At 74.6% G+C, this 17,153-nt stretch carries 16 protein-coding genes; 9 read left to right on the top strand and 7 right to left on the bottom strand.

Features of this window, described 5'->3' with window-relative positions; translation table 11 throughout:
- The first annotated feature begins 69 nt into the window (after positions 1-69).
- From ACIP37_RS23000 to mug, 6 genes are all read left to right on the top strand, one after another.
- Complete coding sequence (locus ACIP37_RS23000; protein WP_400844409.1) at positions 70-1,431, top strand: MFS transporter; 1,362 nt, start codon at positions 70-72, stop codon at positions 1,429-1,431.
- 397 nt (positions 1,432-1,828) lie between these two features.
- Positions 1,829-3,256: an APC family permease gene (locus tag ACIP37_RS22995; protein WP_400844450.1), complete on the top strand. Its 1,428-nt coding sequence runs from the start codon at positions 1,829-1,831 to the stop codon at positions 3,254-3,256.
- Positions 3,253-3,690 (top strand): hypothetical protein, encoded by a 438-nt coding sequence (locus tag ACIP37_RS22990; RefSeq protein ID WP_363579982.1) that lies wholly within the window; start codon positions 3,253-3,255, stop codon positions 3,688-3,690. The genes ACIP37_RS22995 and ACIP37_RS22990 overlap by 4 nt, the downstream gene beginning before the upstream one ends.
- A 29-nt stretch (positions 3,691-3,719) precedes the next feature.
- Complete coding sequence (locus ACIP37_RS22985) at positions 3,720-4,838, top strand: aminopeptidase P family protein (RefSeq protein ID WP_363579980.1); 1,119 nt, start codon at positions 3,720-3,722, stop codon at positions 4,836-4,838.
- A 118-nt stretch (positions 4,839-4,956) separates the two neighbouring features.
- Positions 4,957-5,979 (top strand): phosphatase PAP2 family protein, encoded by a 1,023-nt coding sequence (locus tag ACIP37_RS22980; RefSeq protein ID WP_400844405.1) that lies wholly within the window; start codon positions 4,957-4,959, stop codon positions 5,977-5,979.
- Complete coding sequence (gene mug / locus ACIP37_RS22975) at positions 5,976-6,518, top strand: G/U mismatch-specific DNA glycosylase (RefSeq protein WP_400844402.1); 543 nt, start codon at positions 5,976-5,978, stop codon at positions 6,516-6,518. The genes ACIP37_RS22980 and mug overlap by 4 nt, the downstream gene beginning before the upstream one ends.
- Before the next feature lie 42 nt (positions 6,519-6,560).
- On the opposite strand, the gene ACIP37_RS22970 is transcribed toward mug, so the two are convergent.
- Positions 6,561-7,460, bottom strand: a complete 900-nt coding sequence (locus ACIP37_RS22970; protein ID WP_400844399.1) for a sigma-70 family RNA polymerase sigma factor — start codon at positions 7,458-7,460, stop codon at positions 6,561-6,563.
- A gap of 73 nt (positions 7,461-7,533) precedes the next feature.
- On the opposite strand from ACIP37_RS22970, the gene ACIP37_RS22965 reads away from it, so the two are divergent.
- Positions 7,534-8,220 (top strand): NAD(P)H-dependent oxidoreductase, encoded by a 687-nt coding sequence (locus ACIP37_RS22965; protein ID WP_363579974.1) that lies wholly within the window; start codon positions 7,534-7,536, stop codon positions 8,218-8,220.
- A gap of 19 nt (positions 8,221-8,239) precedes the next feature.
- On the opposite strand, the gene ACIP37_RS22960 is transcribed toward ACIP37_RS22965, so the two are convergent.
- On the bottom strand, positions 8,240-9,196 hold the full coding sequence (locus ACIP37_RS22960) for a M48 family metalloprotease (protein ID WP_350876994.1): 957 nt from the start codon (positions 9,194-9,196) through the stop codon (positions 8,240-8,242).
- 3 nt (positions 9,197-9,199) lie between these two features.
- Positions 9,200-9,625, bottom strand: a complete 426-nt coding sequence (locus tag ACIP37_RS22955) for a BlaI/MecI/CopY family transcriptional regulator (RefSeq protein ID WP_363579972.1) — start codon at positions 9,623-9,625, stop codon at positions 9,200-9,202.
- Positions 9,626-9,931: 306 nt separating this feature from the next.
- On the opposite strand from ACIP37_RS22955, the gene ACIP37_RS22950 reads away from it, so the two are divergent.
- Complete coding sequence (locus tag ACIP37_RS22950) at positions 9,932-10,471, top strand: hypothetical protein (RefSeq protein WP_363579971.1); 540 nt, start codon at positions 9,932-9,934, stop codon at positions 10,469-10,471.
- A gap of 47 nt (positions 10,472-10,518) precedes the next feature.
- Here ACIP37_RS22950 and ACIP37_RS22945 read toward each other — a convergent pair whose 3' ends face one another.
- Positions 10,519-11,424 (bottom strand): DMT family transporter, encoded by a 906-nt coding sequence (locus ACIP37_RS22945; RefSeq protein ID WP_363579970.1) that lies wholly within the window; start codon positions 11,422-11,424, stop codon positions 10,519-10,521.
- On the opposite strand from ACIP37_RS22945, the gene ACIP37_RS22940 reads away from it, so the two are divergent.
- Complete coding sequence (locus ACIP37_RS22940; RefSeq protein WP_363629311.1) at positions 11,423-12,877, top strand: PLP-dependent aminotransferase family protein; 1,455 nt, start codon at positions 11,423-11,425, stop codon at positions 12,875-12,877. The genes ACIP37_RS22945 and ACIP37_RS22940 overlap by 2 nt on opposite strands.
- A gap of 27 nt (positions 12,878-12,904) precedes the next feature.
- Here ACIP37_RS22940 and htpX read toward each other — a convergent pair whose 3' ends face one another.
- From htpX to ACIP37_RS22925, 3 genes are all read right to left on the bottom strand, one after another.
- Entirely contained in the window at positions 12,905-13,768 is an 864-nt protein-coding gene (gene htpX, locus ACIP37_RS22935; RefSeq protein ID WP_350876984.1) for a zinc metalloprotease HtpX, read from the bottom strand.
- Between the two features lie 160 nt (positions 13,769-13,928).
- Positions 13,929-15,500 carry an NADH-quinone oxidoreductase subunit N gene (locus ACIP37_RS22930; RefSeq protein WP_363617875.1) on the bottom strand — a complete coding sequence of 524 codons (1,572 nt, stop codon included), beginning with the start codon at positions 15,498-15,500 and terminating at the stop codon, positions 13,929-13,931.
- 56 nt (positions 15,501-15,556) lie between these two features.
- Positions 15,557-17,137 (bottom strand): NADH-quinone oxidoreductase subunit M, encoded by a 1,581-nt coding sequence (locus tag ACIP37_RS22925; protein ID WP_363579967.1) that lies wholly within the window; start codon positions 17,135-17,137, stop codon positions 15,557-15,559.
- Positions 17,138-17,153 lie beyond the last annotated feature (16 nt).

Raw genomic sequence — 17,153 nt, 5'->3', positions numbered from 1 at the left:
CCAATCATGCTTCCGACATCATTCACGACAACGTGAATGATGTCGGAAGCGCGAACAGCGGGGTGGGCCATGGCGGGGAACAGAACGGCGGCTGACGAGTCGAGGACGGCAGCGGGGGCAGGAGAGACGGCGGCGGGGGCCGCGGCGGCCACGCCGCCCGTCCCGCTGCGACGGAACTTCCGCTTCCAGGCGCTCTGGGCCGGCCAGGCCGCCGCGACGCTCGGCATGCGGGTCGGCGACACCGCCTTCCCACTGCTGGTCCTCGCACTCACCGGTTCCTCCACCGCCGCCGGGGCCTTCGGGGCCGTACAGATGGTCACGACCCTGCTGCTGGGCGTCCACGGCGGCGTGGTCGCCGACCGCCTCGACCGCCGCCGGGTGCTGATCGCCTCCGACGCCGCCCGGCTGCTCGTCACGGCGACCGTCCCGGTGGCCATGGCCTTCGACCGGCTGACCCTGGCCCACCTGCTGCTCGTCGCCGCCGCCGTAGGGGCGACCATCGCGTACAGCGGCCCGATCCGGCTGCTGGCACTGCGCTCGGTGGTGGCGCCGGAGCAGCTGCCGCAGGCACTCGCCCAGGACGAGGCCCGGATGACCGGGGCCTCGCTGGCCGGTCCGCCGCTGGCCGGCTTCCTGTACGGGCTCGGCAGCGCGGTGCCGTTCCTCGGCACCGCGCTCGCCTCCCTGCTCGCGCTGGTGGCCGCGCTCGTGGTGCGCTTCCCCGGCCGCCCCGCCGACGCACAGCCGAGCGGCGAAACCGCCACACAGCCGAACCGCGAACCGGGCGGCACGGAACCGGCCCCCGAGTCCGGCGGCGCCCTGGCCGGGTTCCGCCTGCTCGCCGCCGCCCCCCTGCTGCGCTCCGCCCTGGCCGTCCTGCTGGTGGTCAACTTCGCCGGGACGGCCCTGATGCTGCCGGTGATGGTGCTGCTGCGGGACGGGGGCACGAGCAGCGCCGGGATCGGCCTGGCGCTGGCCGGCGAGGCGGTGGGGGCGCTGGCCGGAGCGGTCCTGGTGTCCCGGCTGCACCGGTTGGCCGGGCCGGGCGTCCTGCTGCTGGTGGTGGCCTGGACCGCCGTGCCGGTGACGCTGGCGCCGCTGCTGCCGGGCGGGGTGGCCACCGTGTTCGCCGCGCTGTTCGTGGTGGGGATCGGCGTTCCGGCCCTGCGGGTGATGCTGGACCTGCTGGTGTTCCAGCAGGTGCCGGACGAGCTCCGCGGCCGGGTGATCGCGGCGACCATGACGCTGCTGACCGCGGGCATGCCGGCCGGGACGCTCGGCAGCGGCCTGCTGCTGGACCACCTCTCCCCCGCCGTCGCGCTAGCCGCGATCAGCGTCCTGCTCGCGGCCGCCCTGCTGCCCGCGACCGCGAGCCGTACGCTGCGCCGCGCCGCCTGGCCGGCGCCGCAGGATCCGGCGGCCCGCCCCTGACAGTCGCTCACCCGCGCGGGTGCACGCCGCATGCGGCGGCCTCGGCAACCGGGTGAACTGGCCGGGTACGGCCCGCCCCGGGGCCCCTCCCGGGCGGCGTCCGCGCCCGCGGCGCCGCGCGCCCGGACGTCGCGCAGCCGGCCGGGGCCGTACCGGAGGAGGACAGATGGGTTCCACGGACGCGCCCTCGCCCGGCCGGGGCGGCCCCGGCGAGGCCGCCGCCCCCGACGGTCCCAGCAGGTCCGGTGACCCGAGCAGCCCCGGTGACCAGGGCGACCCCGGCGGCCGGGGAGGCCCCGGTGACCGGAGGAGCCCCGACGGCCCGAGGAGCCCCGACGGCCCGACCACCCGCGAGCGGACCGGCGCGGTGGCCGCCCGGGTGGTCACCGCACCCCGGATGTCCTGGCTGACGCTCGCCCTGATGACCACGAGTTCGGTGGCCAGTCTGCGCTCCGCCCCGACCATGGCCGTCTACGGCCTGGCCTGCGTCTTCCTCTACCTCGTCCCGGCGCTGGTGTTCCTGCTGCCGACCGCGCTGGTCTCCGCCGAGCTGGCGTCCGGCTGGGAGGGCGGCGTCTACCGCTGGGTCTCGGAGGGCCTGTCAAAGCCGCTGGGCTTCCTCGCCGTCTGGTGCCAGTTCGCGATGACGATCTTCTACTACCCGTCGCTGCTGGCGTACGTGGCATCGACGATCGCGTACGTGGTGAAGCCGAGGCTGGCCAGCAACGGCCCGTACACCGCCGTGGTGATCATGGTGCTGTACTGGACCGGCGTCTGGGTCTCCTCGCGCGGGACGAAGGCCGTGGCCGGCCTGTCCTCGATGGGCCTGGTGATCGGCACGCTGATCCCCGGCACACTGCTGGTGGTGCTCGGCTTCGTCTTCCTCGGCCAGGGCAACGGCTCCGCCGCGCCGATGGACTCCGCGCACCTGCTGCCGCAGTGGACCGGCCTGGCCAGCCTGGTGCTGATCGTCAACAACTTCCTCAGCTACTCCGGCATGGAGATGAACGCGGTGCACGTCTCCTCGCTGCGCAATCCGGCGCGGGAGTTCCCGCGCTCGATGTTCACCGCGTCGGCGATGGTGCTGCTGATCTTCATCCTGCCAGCGCTGGCGATCAGTTGGGTGGTGCCGTCCAGCGAGCTGAGCCTGACGGCCGGCGTGATGCAGGCCTTCGACGCCTTCTTCCAGTACTTCGACATCGGCTGGCTCACCCCGGTGATCGCGGTGGCGCTGATCGCGGCCTCGCTCGGCGGCATGCTGACCTGGCTGGCCGGGCCGTCCAAGGGCCTGTTGATGATCTCCCGGCAGGAGGGCTACCTGCCGCCGTTCCTGCAGAGGCTGAACCGGGAGGGCGTCCAGCAGAACCTGCTGGTCGCCCAGGGCGTGGTCACCACGGCGATCGCCCTGCTGTACGCGCTGATCCCGAACGTCTCCAGCGCGTACTGGATCTTCTCGGTGATCACCACGCAGGTGTACCTGATCGTCTACCTGCTGATGTTCACCGCCGCGATCCGGCTGCGGCGCACCCGGCCGGACCACCCGCGCGGCTACCGGGCCCCGGCGCTGGTACCGATCTGCGTGGTCGGGCTGCTCGCCTCGGCGTGCGCGATGGCGATCGGCTTCGTACCGTCGTCCCAGTTCGGCAGCGGCAGCGTCTGGACGTACATCGGGATCGTCGGCGGCGGCCTGTTGGTCCTCGGCCTGCTGGTCCCGTACCTGTTCCTACGGCTGCGCAAGCCCGGCTGGCGCTCCCCGGAGGCGGCGGCGGAGCTGGCCGCGCAGGAGTCGGCCGAGCTGCGCGGCGCCGCGGGCGGTGCGGCATGACCACCAGCCTGATGGCCTCCCGGCACCGCTGGATCTATCTCGGGGCGATCGGGCTGCTGGTCGCGATGCTGATCACCGGCCTGCTCTCGTTCACCCAACTGCACGCCACCGACCAGGCCGACCGCAAGGCCGGGCAGCTCGCCCGGGCGCTGGGTTCGGCCGGCTATCCGGTGCCCGCGCGGGACCAGATCGTGCACACCCTGGGCGAGGACGGCGGCGCCGTCTGCGCGAACCCGTCGAACGCCCTGACCCAGGCGCAGTGGACGTCCGGCATGTCCAACGGCGCCGACGGGCCGGGCCAACGGCCGGTGCTGTCCGACCGCGACGCGGTGCGGGCCGAGGCGATCGTGCTCTCGGTGTACTGCCCGGGCAGGCTCGCCGAGATCCAGGACAAGATCGACGACCTCAACTTGCAGGACACCGTCCGCAAGTAGCCCGCCCGGCCTTCGAGGAGGACCCGACCGTGCCTCGACCCTTCACCACCGAGGACTACACCGCCCGGACGGCCCGGGCCGCCGCCGAAGCGACCGCCGCCGGACTGTCCGGCCTGGTCGTCGCCCCCGGCCCCGACCTGGTCTACCTGTGCGGCTACCAGCCCACCGCGATCACCGAGCGGCTCACCGCCCTGGTGATCACCGCCGGACGCGCACCCGCGCTGATCGTCCCCAGGTTGGAGCGCCCGGACGCCAAGAGGGCGGCCGGCGCCCCGGCCCTGCGGCTGCTCGACTGGACCGACGGCGAAGACCCGTACGCCACCGTCCGCCCGCTGCTCGACCCGGCCGGGCGGTACGGCATCTCCGACAACGCCTGGGCGATGCACCTGCTCGGCCTCCAGGCCGCGCTGCCCGGCACCGGCTTCACCTCGCTCACCGAGACCCTGCCGATGCTGCGCGCGGTCAAGGGCACCGAGGAGCTGGAGCGGCTGGCCGCGGCCGGCGGCGCCGCGGACGCCGCCTACCGGGGCATCCTGGAGGTCGAGTTCGCCGGCCGCCGGGAGACCGACGTCGCCGCCGACCTCGGCGCACTGCTCATCAAGTACGGGCACAGCCAGGTCGACTTCACCGTGGTCGGCTCCGGCCCGAACGGCGCCGACCCGCACCACGAGGCCGGCGACCGGGTGATCCGGCCCGGCGACACCGTGGTGCTGGACTTCGGCGGGCTCAAGGACGGCTACGGCTCCGACACCACCCGCACCGTGCACGTCGGCACCGAGGTGCCGGCGGAGGTCCAGAAGGTGCACGACGTGGTCCGGCTCGCCCAGCAGACCGCGTTCGAGGCGGTCCGACCCGGGGTCAGCTGCCAGGAGATCGACCGGATCGCCCGCCGGGTGATCACCGAGGCCGGCTTCGGCGAGTACTTCATCCACCGCACCGGGCACGGCATCGGCATCACCACGCACGAACCGCCGTACCTGGTCGAGGGCGAGGAGCGGCCGCTGGTGTCCGGCATGTGCTTCTCCATCGAGCCCGGCGTCTACCTGCCCGGCCGCTTCGGGGTGCGGATCGAGGACATCGTCACCGTCACCCCCACCGGCGGCCGCCGGCTCAACAACACCCCGCACGAGCTGGGCTTCGTCTCATGACGGGGCCGTCACCCCGCTGCTCCGCCGCCAGAACGGCGGTCCGACTGTGCGACTTTCTTACGAGGCGGTCATGGTTCACCCAGAGTCCTCCAAGTTTGCGTTGGTAGTTTCGGTGAGCATGACGAAGCTGCTCAGCCCGGCCCCGCCCACCCCGGCGCGGGCCGGGCGACTGCGACCCGTGACCGCCCGCCCCCGCCGTACCGGTCTGTCGAGACTCCGGCTGCTGGCCTGGCCGGTCTACCTGACCGCGCTCGTCTGGTACCTGCGCACCCAGGGCATGGCCTTCGCCAACGACGTGGTGTTCCTGTGGCTGATCGGCGCCCTGCTGACGGCGGCCGTGCACAGCGGGCACGGCCGACGCGGCTTCCTGCTGGTACTGCGCGACTGGGTGCCGGTGATGGCCGCGGTCTGGACGTACTCGCTGCTGCGCGGCTACGGCGCGCACACCCCGTGGGCCCCGCACTGGCTGCCGCAACTGCGCGCCGACGAGGTGCTCGGCTTCGGCGAGACCTGGACCGTCCGGCTCCAGCACGCGCTGTGGACGCCCGGCTCGCCGCACTGGTACGACTACGCGGCGACCGTCGTCTACCTCTCGCACTTCTTCCTGGTGTTCGTCCTTCTCGCGGTGCTCTGGCGGCGCCGGCACGAGCGGTTCCGTCAACTGCTCGCCTGCTACCTGCTGCTCACCTTCGCCAGCTTCGCCACGTACCTGCTCTACCCGGCCGACCCGCCGTGGCTGGTCGCCCAGGAGGGCCACCTGCCGGGGCTCACCCGGGTCGTATGGGACGTGATCTCCACGAGCGGGCTGCCGCAGGCCAACTCGCTGGTCGAGAACGGCAGCCAGTTCGCCAACGACGTCGCCGCGATGCCCTCGCTGCACTCCGCCTACCCGGCGATGCTGCTGTTCTTCTTCTGGCCTACGGCCCGCCCCTGGCTGCGGGCGCTGCTGGTCGCCTATCCGCTCGCGATGGCGTTCACCCTGGTGTACGGCGCCGAGCACTTCATCGTGGACATCTTCGCGGGCTGGGCGTACGCGGCACTGGTGGTGTTCGGCCTCCGCTGGCTGCGGAACCGGCGTACCCGGCTCATCAGGGAACGGGCAGACTTGGCCGGGTGCCGAACCAGCCCCTCCCTCCCGTGAAGCCCACCGCCGAACAGCTCCAGGCGGCCAAGAACACCACCATCCCGGACGTCACCGGGCCCGGACTGCGGGTGCTGTTCTGCGGCATCAACCCGGGCCTGTGGTCCGGCGCCACCGGGCACCACTTCGCCCGGCCCGGCAACCGCTTCTGGCCCGCCCTGCACCGCTCCGGCTTCACCACGCGCCAGTTCCGCCCGGACGAGCAGGGCGAACTGCCCGCGCTCGGCCTGGGCATCACCAACGTCGCCCCGCGCACCACCGCCAAGGCCGACGAACTGACCGCCGAGGAACTGCGCGAGGGCGGCGCCGCGCTCACCGAACGCGTGCTGCGGCTGCGCCCGCGCGTCCTGGCCGTGCTCGGCATCGGCGCCTACCGGACGGCCTTCGGGCAGCGGCGGGCCGCGATCGGCCGCCAGCCGGAGGGCATCGGCGACACCGAGGTGTGGGTGCTGCCCAACCCGAGCGGGCTCAACGCGCACTACACGCTGGACGGGCTGGCCGCCGAGTTCCGCCAGCTCCGGGACGCGCTGGACGGCTGACGGCTGAGGCTGGGGGCCGCCGGATCCAGTGGCGCGACCCGGTCACTCCGGCAGCACGGCCAGCTCCAGGGCGGCCAGCCGCTCCGGGTCGGCGACCACCTCGTAGCCGGCCACCAGGCCGTCCGCCACCGCCACCCGCAGCACCAGCCGCAACCGCCCGCCCGGGGCGATCACGATCCCCGGCACCCCGTCCACCAGCGCCACCGCGCCGAACCGGGCCCGCCGGCCGAACACCGTCGTCTCCCGGGCCACCGTCTCCGCGCCCCGGGCCACCGGGGAACGCCCGGCCGGCAGCGCGGCCGGATCGGCCCGGCGCACCACGTCCGGCGCCAGCACCGCCAGCAGCGCGGCCAGGTCCCCGCCCCGGGCGGCGGACAGGAACGCCTCCACCACCCGCCGGTGCCCGGCCAGCCGCTCCGGCGGCAGCACGGCCGCCCCGCGCACCCGCTGCCGGGCCCGGCTGGCCAGCTTCTTGGCGGCCACCGGGGTCCGGCCGACGATCGGCGCGATCTGCTCGAACGGCACCGCGAAACCGTCGTGCAGCACGAAGGCGACCCGCTCGGCCGGCCCCAGCCGGTCCAGCACCACCAGCAGCGCCCGGCCCACCGAGTCGACCAGCAGCGCCTCCCGCTCCGGGTCCGCGCCCTCGGCCCCCGCCCCGGCCGCCGGGTCCGGCAGACCGGCCGGCAACGCGTCACCGGTCGGCTCCTCGCGGCGCACCGCGCGGGCCCGCAGCACGTCCAGGCAGATCCGCGACACCACCGTGGTCAGCCAGCCCGGCAGGTTGTCCACCTCGTCCGGGCCGGCCCGGTCCAGCCGCAGCCACGCCTCCTGGACGGCCTCCTCCGCCTCGCCCGTCGACCCGAGCATCCGCTGGGCGACCGCCCGCAGCCTCCCCCGCTCGGCCTCGAACCGCGCCGCCAGCACCTCGTCCCGGTCCATCGGTCACCTTTCCTCGGCCCCGCCCGTCACACCGATGACGATCCACCCACCACCGAAGTGACGGGAGAACGCTGTGACCACCACCACCCTGCTGCACCTGGACTCCAGCATCAGCCTCGGCGACTCGGTCAGCCGCGCGCTGACCGCCCGGTTCGCCGCCGCCTGGCGCGCCCGGCACGGCTCCGCCGGCCGGTACGTCTACCGGGACCTCGCCGCCGAGCCGGTCGCCACGATCGGCGCCGGGTACGCCATGCTCGGCCGCCGCGTCGAACGCAAGGGGACCATCCCGGCCTCCGACATCGCCGCCCTCGCCGAAGGCCCGGACGAGGAACACGAGTGGTCCCTCACCCACCCGCTGGTCGACCGGCTGCTCGCCGCCGACACCGTGCTGCTCGGCGTGCCGATGTACAACCTCACCGTCCCGGCCGTGTTCAAGGCCTGGATCGACCGGATCAGCTTCCCCGGCGTCTACACCGACCCGGCCACCGGCGAGAGCCTGCTGCGCCGCACCCGGGTCGTCGTCGCGGCCGCCCGCGGCGGCGGCTACGGCCCCGGCACCCCGCGTGAGGCCTTCGACTTCCAGACCCCGTACCTGCGGGCCTACTTCGCCAGGCTCGGCGTCCCGGCCGAGCACCTGCACATCGTCCCGGCCGAACTCACCCGCGCCGACGACATCCCCGCCCTGGCCGGGCTGCAGCCGATCGCCGCGAAGTCCCTGGCCGACGCCGAGGCCGCCCTGGACGCGCTCGCCACTGCCTGATCTGCCTGATCCACCCGGTCTACAGCGGGGTGACGGCCTTCAGCACCACCAGCAGGGCCACGGCGGCGTTGAGCGCGCACAGCGCCGACGCCGCCGTACCGGCCGCGGCGACCATCGCGGCCAGGCCCGCCCGGGTCTTCGCCGGGGGCCAGTTGCGGGACGTCGGCACCGGGCCGAGCAGTGCGGCGACCCGGCGCGGCACCGGGCCGGGCGCGGGCGCCGGGGCGGCGAAGGCCGCGAAGCCGGGCGCCGGCGCCGCGTGCGACACCAGGGCCGCCCGGGCCACCGCCCGCGCGGTGATCCGGCGGTCCCCCACCTCCTGCGCCGACTCCTCGTCCGCCCAGCGCTCCGCGCTGAACGCCACCGCGTACTGCAGCGGCCGCAGGAACGGGTTGACGCAGGCAGCCAGTTGGGTGGTCAGCAGGTACCGGTGGTGGCGGTGGCGCAGGTGTGCCCGCTCGTGCGCGAGCAACGCCTCCCGCTCGTCCTCGGGCAGCCCGGCCAGCATCCCGGTGGAGACCACCACCCGCCCCGGCGAACCGGGCAGCGCGTACGCGTACGGGCTGCGGTCCGGCAGCACCGCGAGGTCGCCGGCCGACTCCGGCCCCGCCGGCAACCCGGTCAGCGCCCGCCGGGCCCGGGAGCGCACCCGCAGATGCCGGCCGACCGTCCGGGCACAGGCCGCGGCCACCAGGACCAGCAGCCACATCGCGGCCGTCCCGAACGTCTCGTGGTACGGCAGCGCGGCCCGCACCTCCGGGTCGGACCAGCTGTCCGGCAGCGGGTTGCCGGGGATCTGCGCGGTGCCCACCACGCCGATCAGGCCGAGGCAGAGCACACTGCACACCGCCATCACCGCGCTGATCACGGTCATCAGCCGGGCCGCACCGCGCGGGTGCAGGTGCTGCTCGGTGAGACGCGCGATCGGCACCGCGGTCAGCGGCAGGATGAGCGGGAGGAAGACGAAGAAGCCCACGGGTCAGCTCTCACGGTCGGCCGCTGCCGGATCGACGGACGCGGCGTCCAGCAGCGCCCGCAGCAGGTCCTCGTCGTGCGGGAGCAGCGCGCTCACGAAGCTGGCCAGGACGGCGTCCCGGTCCGCTTCTCCGTCGAGCATCCGGCGCATCCGCAGGGCCGCCAGCCCGGCCGCGTCGGAGGAGGCCTGCCACAGGTAGGAGCGGCCCGAACGGGACCGCGAGACGGCGCTCTTGGCGTGCAGCCGGGACAGGATGGTCATCACGGTGGTGTACGCCAGGTCGCCCTCCAGGCGTTCCTGGACCCACCCCGCGGTGGCCGGGCCGGGCGCCCGTTGGAGCACCGCGAGTACCTGTGCCTCCAACTCGCCCTGGCCGCGCCTTCGGACGGGCGCTTCCGCGGCCGCCGAGGCGTGCCTCTCGTCTGCCATGACGGCCCACTCCCTCCGGATGCCGCGCCCCGGAGCCGGCGGGGCACCCGCTCATCCTAACGAGCGCGGGCCCGGCGCGAACCGGTTCGCGCCGGGCTTCCCGCCCCCACCGCCCTCGACCCCCGCTCCCGGACCCCGGCCCCGGACCCCCGTCACGCTCGCCGGGCCGGGGCTCCGGGCGTACCGCGGGGCCCGCACGACGCGTCGCCCGAACGGCCCCGGCCCGGTTGCCCGGCGCCCCGGCCCGACGGACGGTCGAAGTCCGTACGGTCCGCCCGTAGGCCTGTTCGGCCCCTGGAGGAGTCCATGAGCAGCCCGTCGCCCGACCCCGAGCAGCCGGAGCAGCCCCCGCGCACCGGCCCCGAGCAACCCGGGCAGACCCGGCGCACCGACCCCGAGCAGCCCGGGCAGACCTGGCGCACCGGCCCCGGCACGCCGCAGCCGACGCCGGGCAACCAGTTCAGCGACTGGGCGCCCGGCCTGGTGATGTTCGCCGGTGTGCTGATGCTGATCAACGGCATCATGGAGGCCTTCCGGGGCATCATGGCGGTCTCCAACGACGACCTCTTCGTCCACACCCCCCGCTACGTCTTCCGGTTCGACCTCACCGGCTGGGGCTGGGTCCACATCATCGTCGGCGTGCTGGTCGCGGTGACCGGCGCGTTCCTGCTCAAGGGCGCCGCCTGGGCCCGCTACGCCGGTATCCTCCTCACCTCGCTGAGTGCCCTCGACAGCTTCCTGGTCCTGCCGTACTTCCCGCTCTGGTCGCTCGTGGTGATCGCACTGGACGTCTTCATCATCTGCGCGCTCTGCGTCTACCGCCCCCAGGAGGGCACCCCGCTCTGACGACCCGGTGGCCCGCGCGCCCGTACCGTCTCAGCTCCGGGCCCGCCTCAGGTCCGGGCCCGCTGGGTGACCGCGATGCAGACCAGCACCACCACCGCCGTGACCGGTGCGGCCGCGGGCAGGTCCTCGCCCAGCAGCAGCACCGACCAGACCAGGGTCAACAGCGGCTGTGCGAGTTGCAGTTGGCTGGCCCTCGGCACCCCGATCTCCGCCATCCCCCGGTACCAGAGCACGAACCCGCCGAACTGCGACACCGCCGCCGTGTACGCCAGCCCGGTCAGCGCCTTCGCCCCGAGGTGGACCGGCTCGGCGGGCAGCGCGAGGGCGGTGGTCAGCAGCGTCACCGGCAGCGCGGCCACCACCGCCCAGGCGATCACCTGGGCGCCCGGCAGGTCCCGGGAGAGCCGCCCGCCCTCCGCGTACCCGGCCGCGCAGATCGCTACCCCGACGAACAGGAGCAGGTCCGCGACGGTCGGCCGACCGTGGCTCTGCAGCAGGGTGAAGCCGAGGACGGCCGCCGCCCCCGCCACCGCCGCCGCCCAGAACGCCCGGGACGGCCGACGGCCGGTGCGCAGCGCCGCGACCACCGCGGTGGCCAGCGGCAGGACACCGATGACGACAGCCGAGTGGGCGGTCGAGGAGGTCCGCAGGGCGAGCGTGGTCAGCAGCGGGAAGCCCAGCACACAGCCTCCCGACACCACCAGCAGGCCGGGCCAGTGCCGCCGCTTCGGCAGCGGGGCGCCGACGGCCGCCAGGTAGAGCGCGGCCAGCACCCCCGCCAGCGCGCCGCGCAGCCCGGTCGCGGTCCACGGCCCGAAGCCGGTCAGGGCCCACGCGGTGGCGGGGAAGCTGAGGGAGAAGGAGGCCACCCCGAGGGCGGCCAGGGCGGTGCCGGAGGCGGGGCTTCGCGGTGCTACCGCCGACGGGCGGGTAGCGCTATCTTGTGCCGTCATGAACGAGCGTAGCAGTGTGACCGAACTCGCCGACAGGCTGCGACGGGAGGTCGAGCGCTACCCGGAGGGGCGAAAGCTGCCGTCCAGCCGGGTGCTGGTGGAGCGCCACCAGGTCAGCCCGGTGACGGTCTCCCGGGCCATCGCGGTCCTCGCGGCCGAGGGCTTGGTGGTCTCCCGGCCGGGCGCCGGGGTGTTCCGGGCGGCGGCCTTCGCCGGGCGCCCGGCCGGCACCGCCGCGCCCGCCGCCCGTCCCGGCGACCTCTCCTGGCAGGAGGTCGCGCTCAGCGCCGACTCCGACCCCCGTGACCTGCTGGCCGCCCCGGTGTTCGCCACCCTCCGCGTGCCCCCGCCCGACGTCATCGACCTCAACAGCGGCTACCCGCACGCCTCGCTGCTGCCCGAACGCCTGCTGGCCACCGCCCTCGCCCGGGCCGGACGGCGCCCGGGCGCCTGGAACCGGCCGCCCACCGACGGCCTCACCGAGTTGCGCGGCTGGTTCGCCCGCGACATCGGCGGCACCGGCGGGCCGATCGGCGCCGGGGACGTCCTGATCACCTCCGGCGGCCAGGGCGGGCTCACCGTGGCCATGCGCTCGCTCGCCGCGCCCGGCGCGCCCGTCCTGGTGGAGTCGCCGACCTACTCGGGCATCCTGGCGGTCGTCCGCGCGGCCGGGCTGCGGCCCGTCCCCGTCCCGGTCGACGCCGACGGGGTGCGCACCGACCTGCTGGCCGACGCCTTCGAGGCCACCCGGGCGCGGGTCTTCGTCTGCCAGCCGCTGTTCCAGAACCCGACCGGCGCGGTGCTCTCCCCCACCCGGCGCTCCGAGGTGCTGCGGATCGCCCGGGCGGCCGGCGCGTTCGTCGTCGAGGACGACTTCGCCCGCCTGCTCGTCCACGCGGACGCCCCCGCGCTGCCGCGCCCGCTCGCCGCCGACGACCAGGACGGGGTCGTGGTGCACCTGCGGTCGCTGACCAAGGCCGCCTCGCCCAATCTGCGGGTCGGCGCGCTCACCGCGCGCGGCCCGGCCCTGGCCCGGCTGCGGGCCACCCAGGTGGTGGACAGCTTCTTCGTGCCCCGGCCGCTCCAGGAGGCGACGCTGGAACTGGTCGCCGACCCCGGCTGGGCCCGGCACCTGCGCGCCCTCGGGGCGGAACTGCGGACCCGCCGCACCGCCACCGTCGCCGCCCTGCACCGCGAACTGCCCGGTCTGCTCGGCGCCTACCGGCCCGGCGGCTACCACCTGTGGCTGCGGCTCCCGGACGGCGTCGACGACGGCGCCCTCACCGCCGCCGCCCTGCGCGCCGGCGTCCAGGTCACCCCCGGCCGCCCGTACCACGCGGCCGAACCCCCGGCCCCGCACCTGCGCCTCAGCTACGCGGCCGCCGAGAGCTCCGCGCACACCGCCGAGGGGATCCACCGCCTCCGCCGGGCCTACGAGGACCTGCCGGCCTGACCTCCGGCCCCGCGCGGAGCGCGGGCCTCAGCGCCCGTAGCCCGCCATCCGCTCCAACCGGGCGATGCGCTCCGCCATCGGCGGGTGGGTGGAGAAGAGCCGGGCGCCGGCCTCGCCGGGGCGGAAGGGGCTGGCGATCATCATGTGGCTGGCGGTCTGGATCTGCGGCTCCGGCGGGAGGGGCAGCCGGCGGGTGCCGGCGTCGAGCTTGCGCAGGGCGCCGGCCAGGGCGAGCGGGTCGCCGGTGATCCGGGCGCCGTCGGCATCGGCCTGGTACTCGCGGGAGCGGCTGACGGCCAGCTGGATGAGCCCGGCCGCCAGCGGGCCGAGGATCATGATGGCGAGCATGCCGAAGAGGCCGGGCCCGTCGTCGTCGTCGCTGCGACCGAAGGGGATCAGCCAGGCGAAGTTCACCAGGAACATCACCACCGAGGCGAGCGCCCCGGCGACCGAGGAGATCAGGATGTCCCGGTTGTAGACGTGGCTCAGCTCGTGCCCGAGCACACCCCGCAGCTCGCGTTCGTCCAGCAGCTGCAGGATGCCGTCGGTGCAGCAGACGGCCGCGTTGCGCGGGTTGCGGCCGGTGGCGAAGGCGTTCGGCGCGGGGGTCGGGGAGATGTAGAGGCGCGGCATCGGCTGGCGGGCCGCGGTGGAGAGCTCGCGGACGATCCGGTAGAGCCGTGGCGCCTCGATCTCGCTGACCGGCCGGGCCCGCATGGCCCGCAGCGCGAGCTTGTCGCTGTTCCAGTAGGCGTAGGCGTTGGTGCCGAGGGCGACCAGCAGGGCGATCACCAAGCCGGTTCGGCCGAAGAATCCGCCGATCACCAAGATGAGCGCCGAGAGGCCGCCGAGCAGGACGGCGGTCCTCAGTCCGTTGTGCCGGCGGTGCACGTCAGGCCCTCCAATGGTGCGGTGGGGAAGCCCTTTCTGCCTCGTCCCTCTTGCCCGGTCAACGGGTGGGGGCCTGGGCCTTGTTCCCTTGTGACCGGCGTGACACCACCGCGGCACCCCGCCGGGCCGGACCGCGGCGGCCGGCCGGGCGGGCGCGCGCTCAGAACAGGCTTCCGCCGGCGACCTGGAGGACCAGCTGCGGGGCGAAGGAGAGGACCACGGCCACCGAGGCGGTGAGCCCCAGCGTGGCGGTCAGGGTGGCCGGCAGCCGGCCTTCGGCCCCGGCCCCGCCGACCGGAGCGGCGCCCGGTTCGGCACCTTCCTCGGCACCCGGCGCCGGGGCGAACAGCCGGGTCGTCCAGAGCAGGTAGTAGTACAGCGCGACGACCACGTTGACGGCCATCACGACGGCCAGCCAGCCCAGCCCGGCGTCGACGGCCGCGCGGAACACCACGACCTTGCCGAACAGGCCGATCACGCCCGGGGGCAGCCCGGCCAGGCAGAGCAGGAAGAAGGCGAGCGCGAGGGCCGTCCAGCGGCGCCGGGCGAACAGGCCGCGGAAGTCGTCCACGCTGGTCCCGGCCCGGCGGCCGACCGCCGCGACCACGCCGAACGCGCCGAGGTTCACCACGCCGTAGATCAGCGCGTACGCGGCGGTGGCGCCGAGCGGATCGACCCCGGTGGGCGCGTAGCCGGCGGCGGCGAGCGGCACCAGCAGGTAGCCGGCCTGGCCGACGGACGACCAGGCGAGCAGCCGCACCGCGCTGTAGCGGGTGTCGAAGCGCTGGCGCAGCGCGCCGACGTTGCCCACCGTCATGGTGACGGCGGCCAGCACGGCGAGCGCCAGGCCCCAGGTGTGCGCGTACGGGCGGAAGGCGATGGTGGTGGCGAGCGCGAGGCCGGACAGGCCGGCCGCCTTGCCGACCACCGAGAGGTAACCGGCCACCGGCAGCGGGGCGCCGGTGTAGGTGTCGGGCACCCAGAAGTGGAACGGGACGGCGGCGACCTTGAAGGCGAAGCCGACCAGAGTCAGCACGGCGCCCGCCTCGGCCAGCGGCTTGAGCTGCCCGGGGGCGTGTTCCAGGCCCTGGGCGACGGCGCCGAGGTGCAGGCTGCCGCTGGCCGCGTAGACGAAGCCGACGCCGAGCAGCATCACGGCCGTGGCGGTGACGGAGGAGACGAAGAACTTGAGCGCGGCCTCGGCGCCCCGGCCGTCCCGGCGCAGCGCGACCAGGGCGAAGGCGGGCAGCGAGGCGACCTCCAGCGCGATCACCATGGTGGCGAGGTCGCGGGAGGCGGGCAGCAGCGCGGCACCGGTGGCGCTGGAGAGCAGCAGGAACCAGTACTCGCCGCCGGGCAGCTTCTCCTCCTCGACGGTGTGCGCGGAGAGCAGCGCGGCGATCAGCGCACCGCCGAGGGCGAGCAGCTGGAACACCAGGGCGAAGTGGTCGGCGACGTACGAGCAGCCCGCGTTGTCAGACCCCCCTGCTACGTTCTGCACACAGAAGGTCGCCCGGGGTGATCCCCCGGTGAGGGGGAGGAGTGCGATGAGGGCGAGGGCGAGTCCGGCCGCGGCGAGGCGGCCGAGCCACTTCCGGTGCCGCTCGGGCAGGAACAGGTCGGTGAGCAGGACGGCGAGGGCGGCCACCGCGGCGATCAGCGGGGGCGCGATCGCCACCCAGTCCACGGACTGGATCAGGCTGCCCGGGTTGGCTACGGCGAGGGAGGTCACAGTGTGCTGCCCCGTGGAGTGAGGTCCGAGTGCGGCGATCTGGGCTCCGAGCACGGTCAGCCACCCCCGAGGAGGTGCTTGACGGCGGGGTCGGAGAGGCCGAGCAGGAGCGCGGGCCAGAGGCCGGCAAGCAGGGTGAGGGCGGCCAGCGGCGTCCAGCTGACGGCCTCGTACGGGCGCATGTCGGCGACCTGCTCCACCGGGGCGGGCTGCTTGGGGTCGCCCATGCAGACGCGCTTGACCACGATCAGCAGGTAGGCGGCCGTGAGGAGGGTACCGAGACCGGCCAGGACCATGTAGGTGACGAACGCGGGGCGCGACAGGCCGTCGGCCGGGTCGAACGCGCCGAACATGGCGAGCAGCTCGCCCCAGAAGCCGGCCAGGCCGGGCAGGCCGAGGCTGGCGACGGCGGCGAAGGCGAGCAGCGCGCCGATCCGCGGGGCGCGGCCGTACAGGGCGGCGCCGGTGGCGCCGGAGAGGGTGTCGAGGTCCGCCGTGCCGTAGCGGTCCTTGAGGGCGCCGACGAGGAAGAACAGCAGACCGGTGATCAGACCGTGGGCGATGTTGGCGAACAGCGCGCCGTTGACGCCCACCGGAGTGAGGGAGGCGATGCCCAGCAGCACGAAGCCCATGTGGCCGACGGAGGAGTACGCGATCAGGCGCTTGAGGTCGCCCTTGGCGCCGGGGCGGGCCAGCGCCAGACAGGCCAGTGATCCGTAGACGATGCCGACGGCGGCGAACGCGCCCAGGTAGGGGGCGAGCGTCGCGGTGCCGTCGGGCACGACCGGGAGGAGGACGCGGACCAGACCGTACGTGCCCATCTTCAGCAGCACGCCGGCGAGCAGCACCGAGCCGACCGTCGGAGCGGCGGTGTGCGCGTCCGGGAGCCAGCTGTGCAGCGGCCAGGCGGGGGCCTTGACCGCGAGCCCGACCATGATCGCCAGGGCGGCGATCACCTGGGTGGTGTGGCTCAGGCCGTTGCCGTGCGCGGCGGCCAGGGCCTGCATGTCGAAGGTCCCGGCCTTGCTGCCGATCAGCAGGAAGCCGAGCAGCATCACGGCCGAGCCGAGCAGCGTGTACAGGATGAACCGGTTGGCGGCCGGGGCCTTCGCGCCGCTCCCCCAGCGGGCGATCAGGAAGTACATCGGGATCAGCACGATCTCGAAGGCCAGGAAGAAGAGCAGGAGGTCCAGCACCGCGAAGGTGGCGAGCATGCCGACTTCGAGGAGGAGGAACAGCCCGACGAAGGCCTTCGCCGACGGACGGCGCCCATCAGCGGCCTCGCCCCGGGCGTCCCCGCCCGGCAGCCGCTTCTCCGAGTACAGCGCGCAGAGGAAGGTGAGCAGTGCGGTCAGCACGATCAGCGGCAGCGAGACGCCGTCCACGCCGAGGTGGAGGCGCACGTTGAGGGCCGGGATCCAGGACACGTCGGTGGTGGCCTGCATCCGGGCGGGTTCGTCGTGGTCGAATCCGGCCGCCAGGGCGACGGTGAGCAGCAGCACCGCGCCGGTGACGACGGTGTTCAGCCGCAGCGCCCGCCGGTCGGCGGCGGCCGGCTCCCGGCCGAACGCCGGCGCCAGGGTGAGCGCGGCGCCGAGCAGCGGCAGCACCAGGAGGGCGATGAGGACTGCGTTCATCGGGGGCTCCTACGGG

This window comes from Kitasatospora sp. NPDC088861 (assembly GCF_044750105.1).
In the GTDB taxonomy this organism is placed as follows: domain Bacteria; phylum Actinomycetota; class Actinomycetes; order Streptomycetales; family Streptomycetaceae; genus Kitasatospora.
This window is presented reverse-complemented; position numbering and strand designations above follow the sequence as displayed.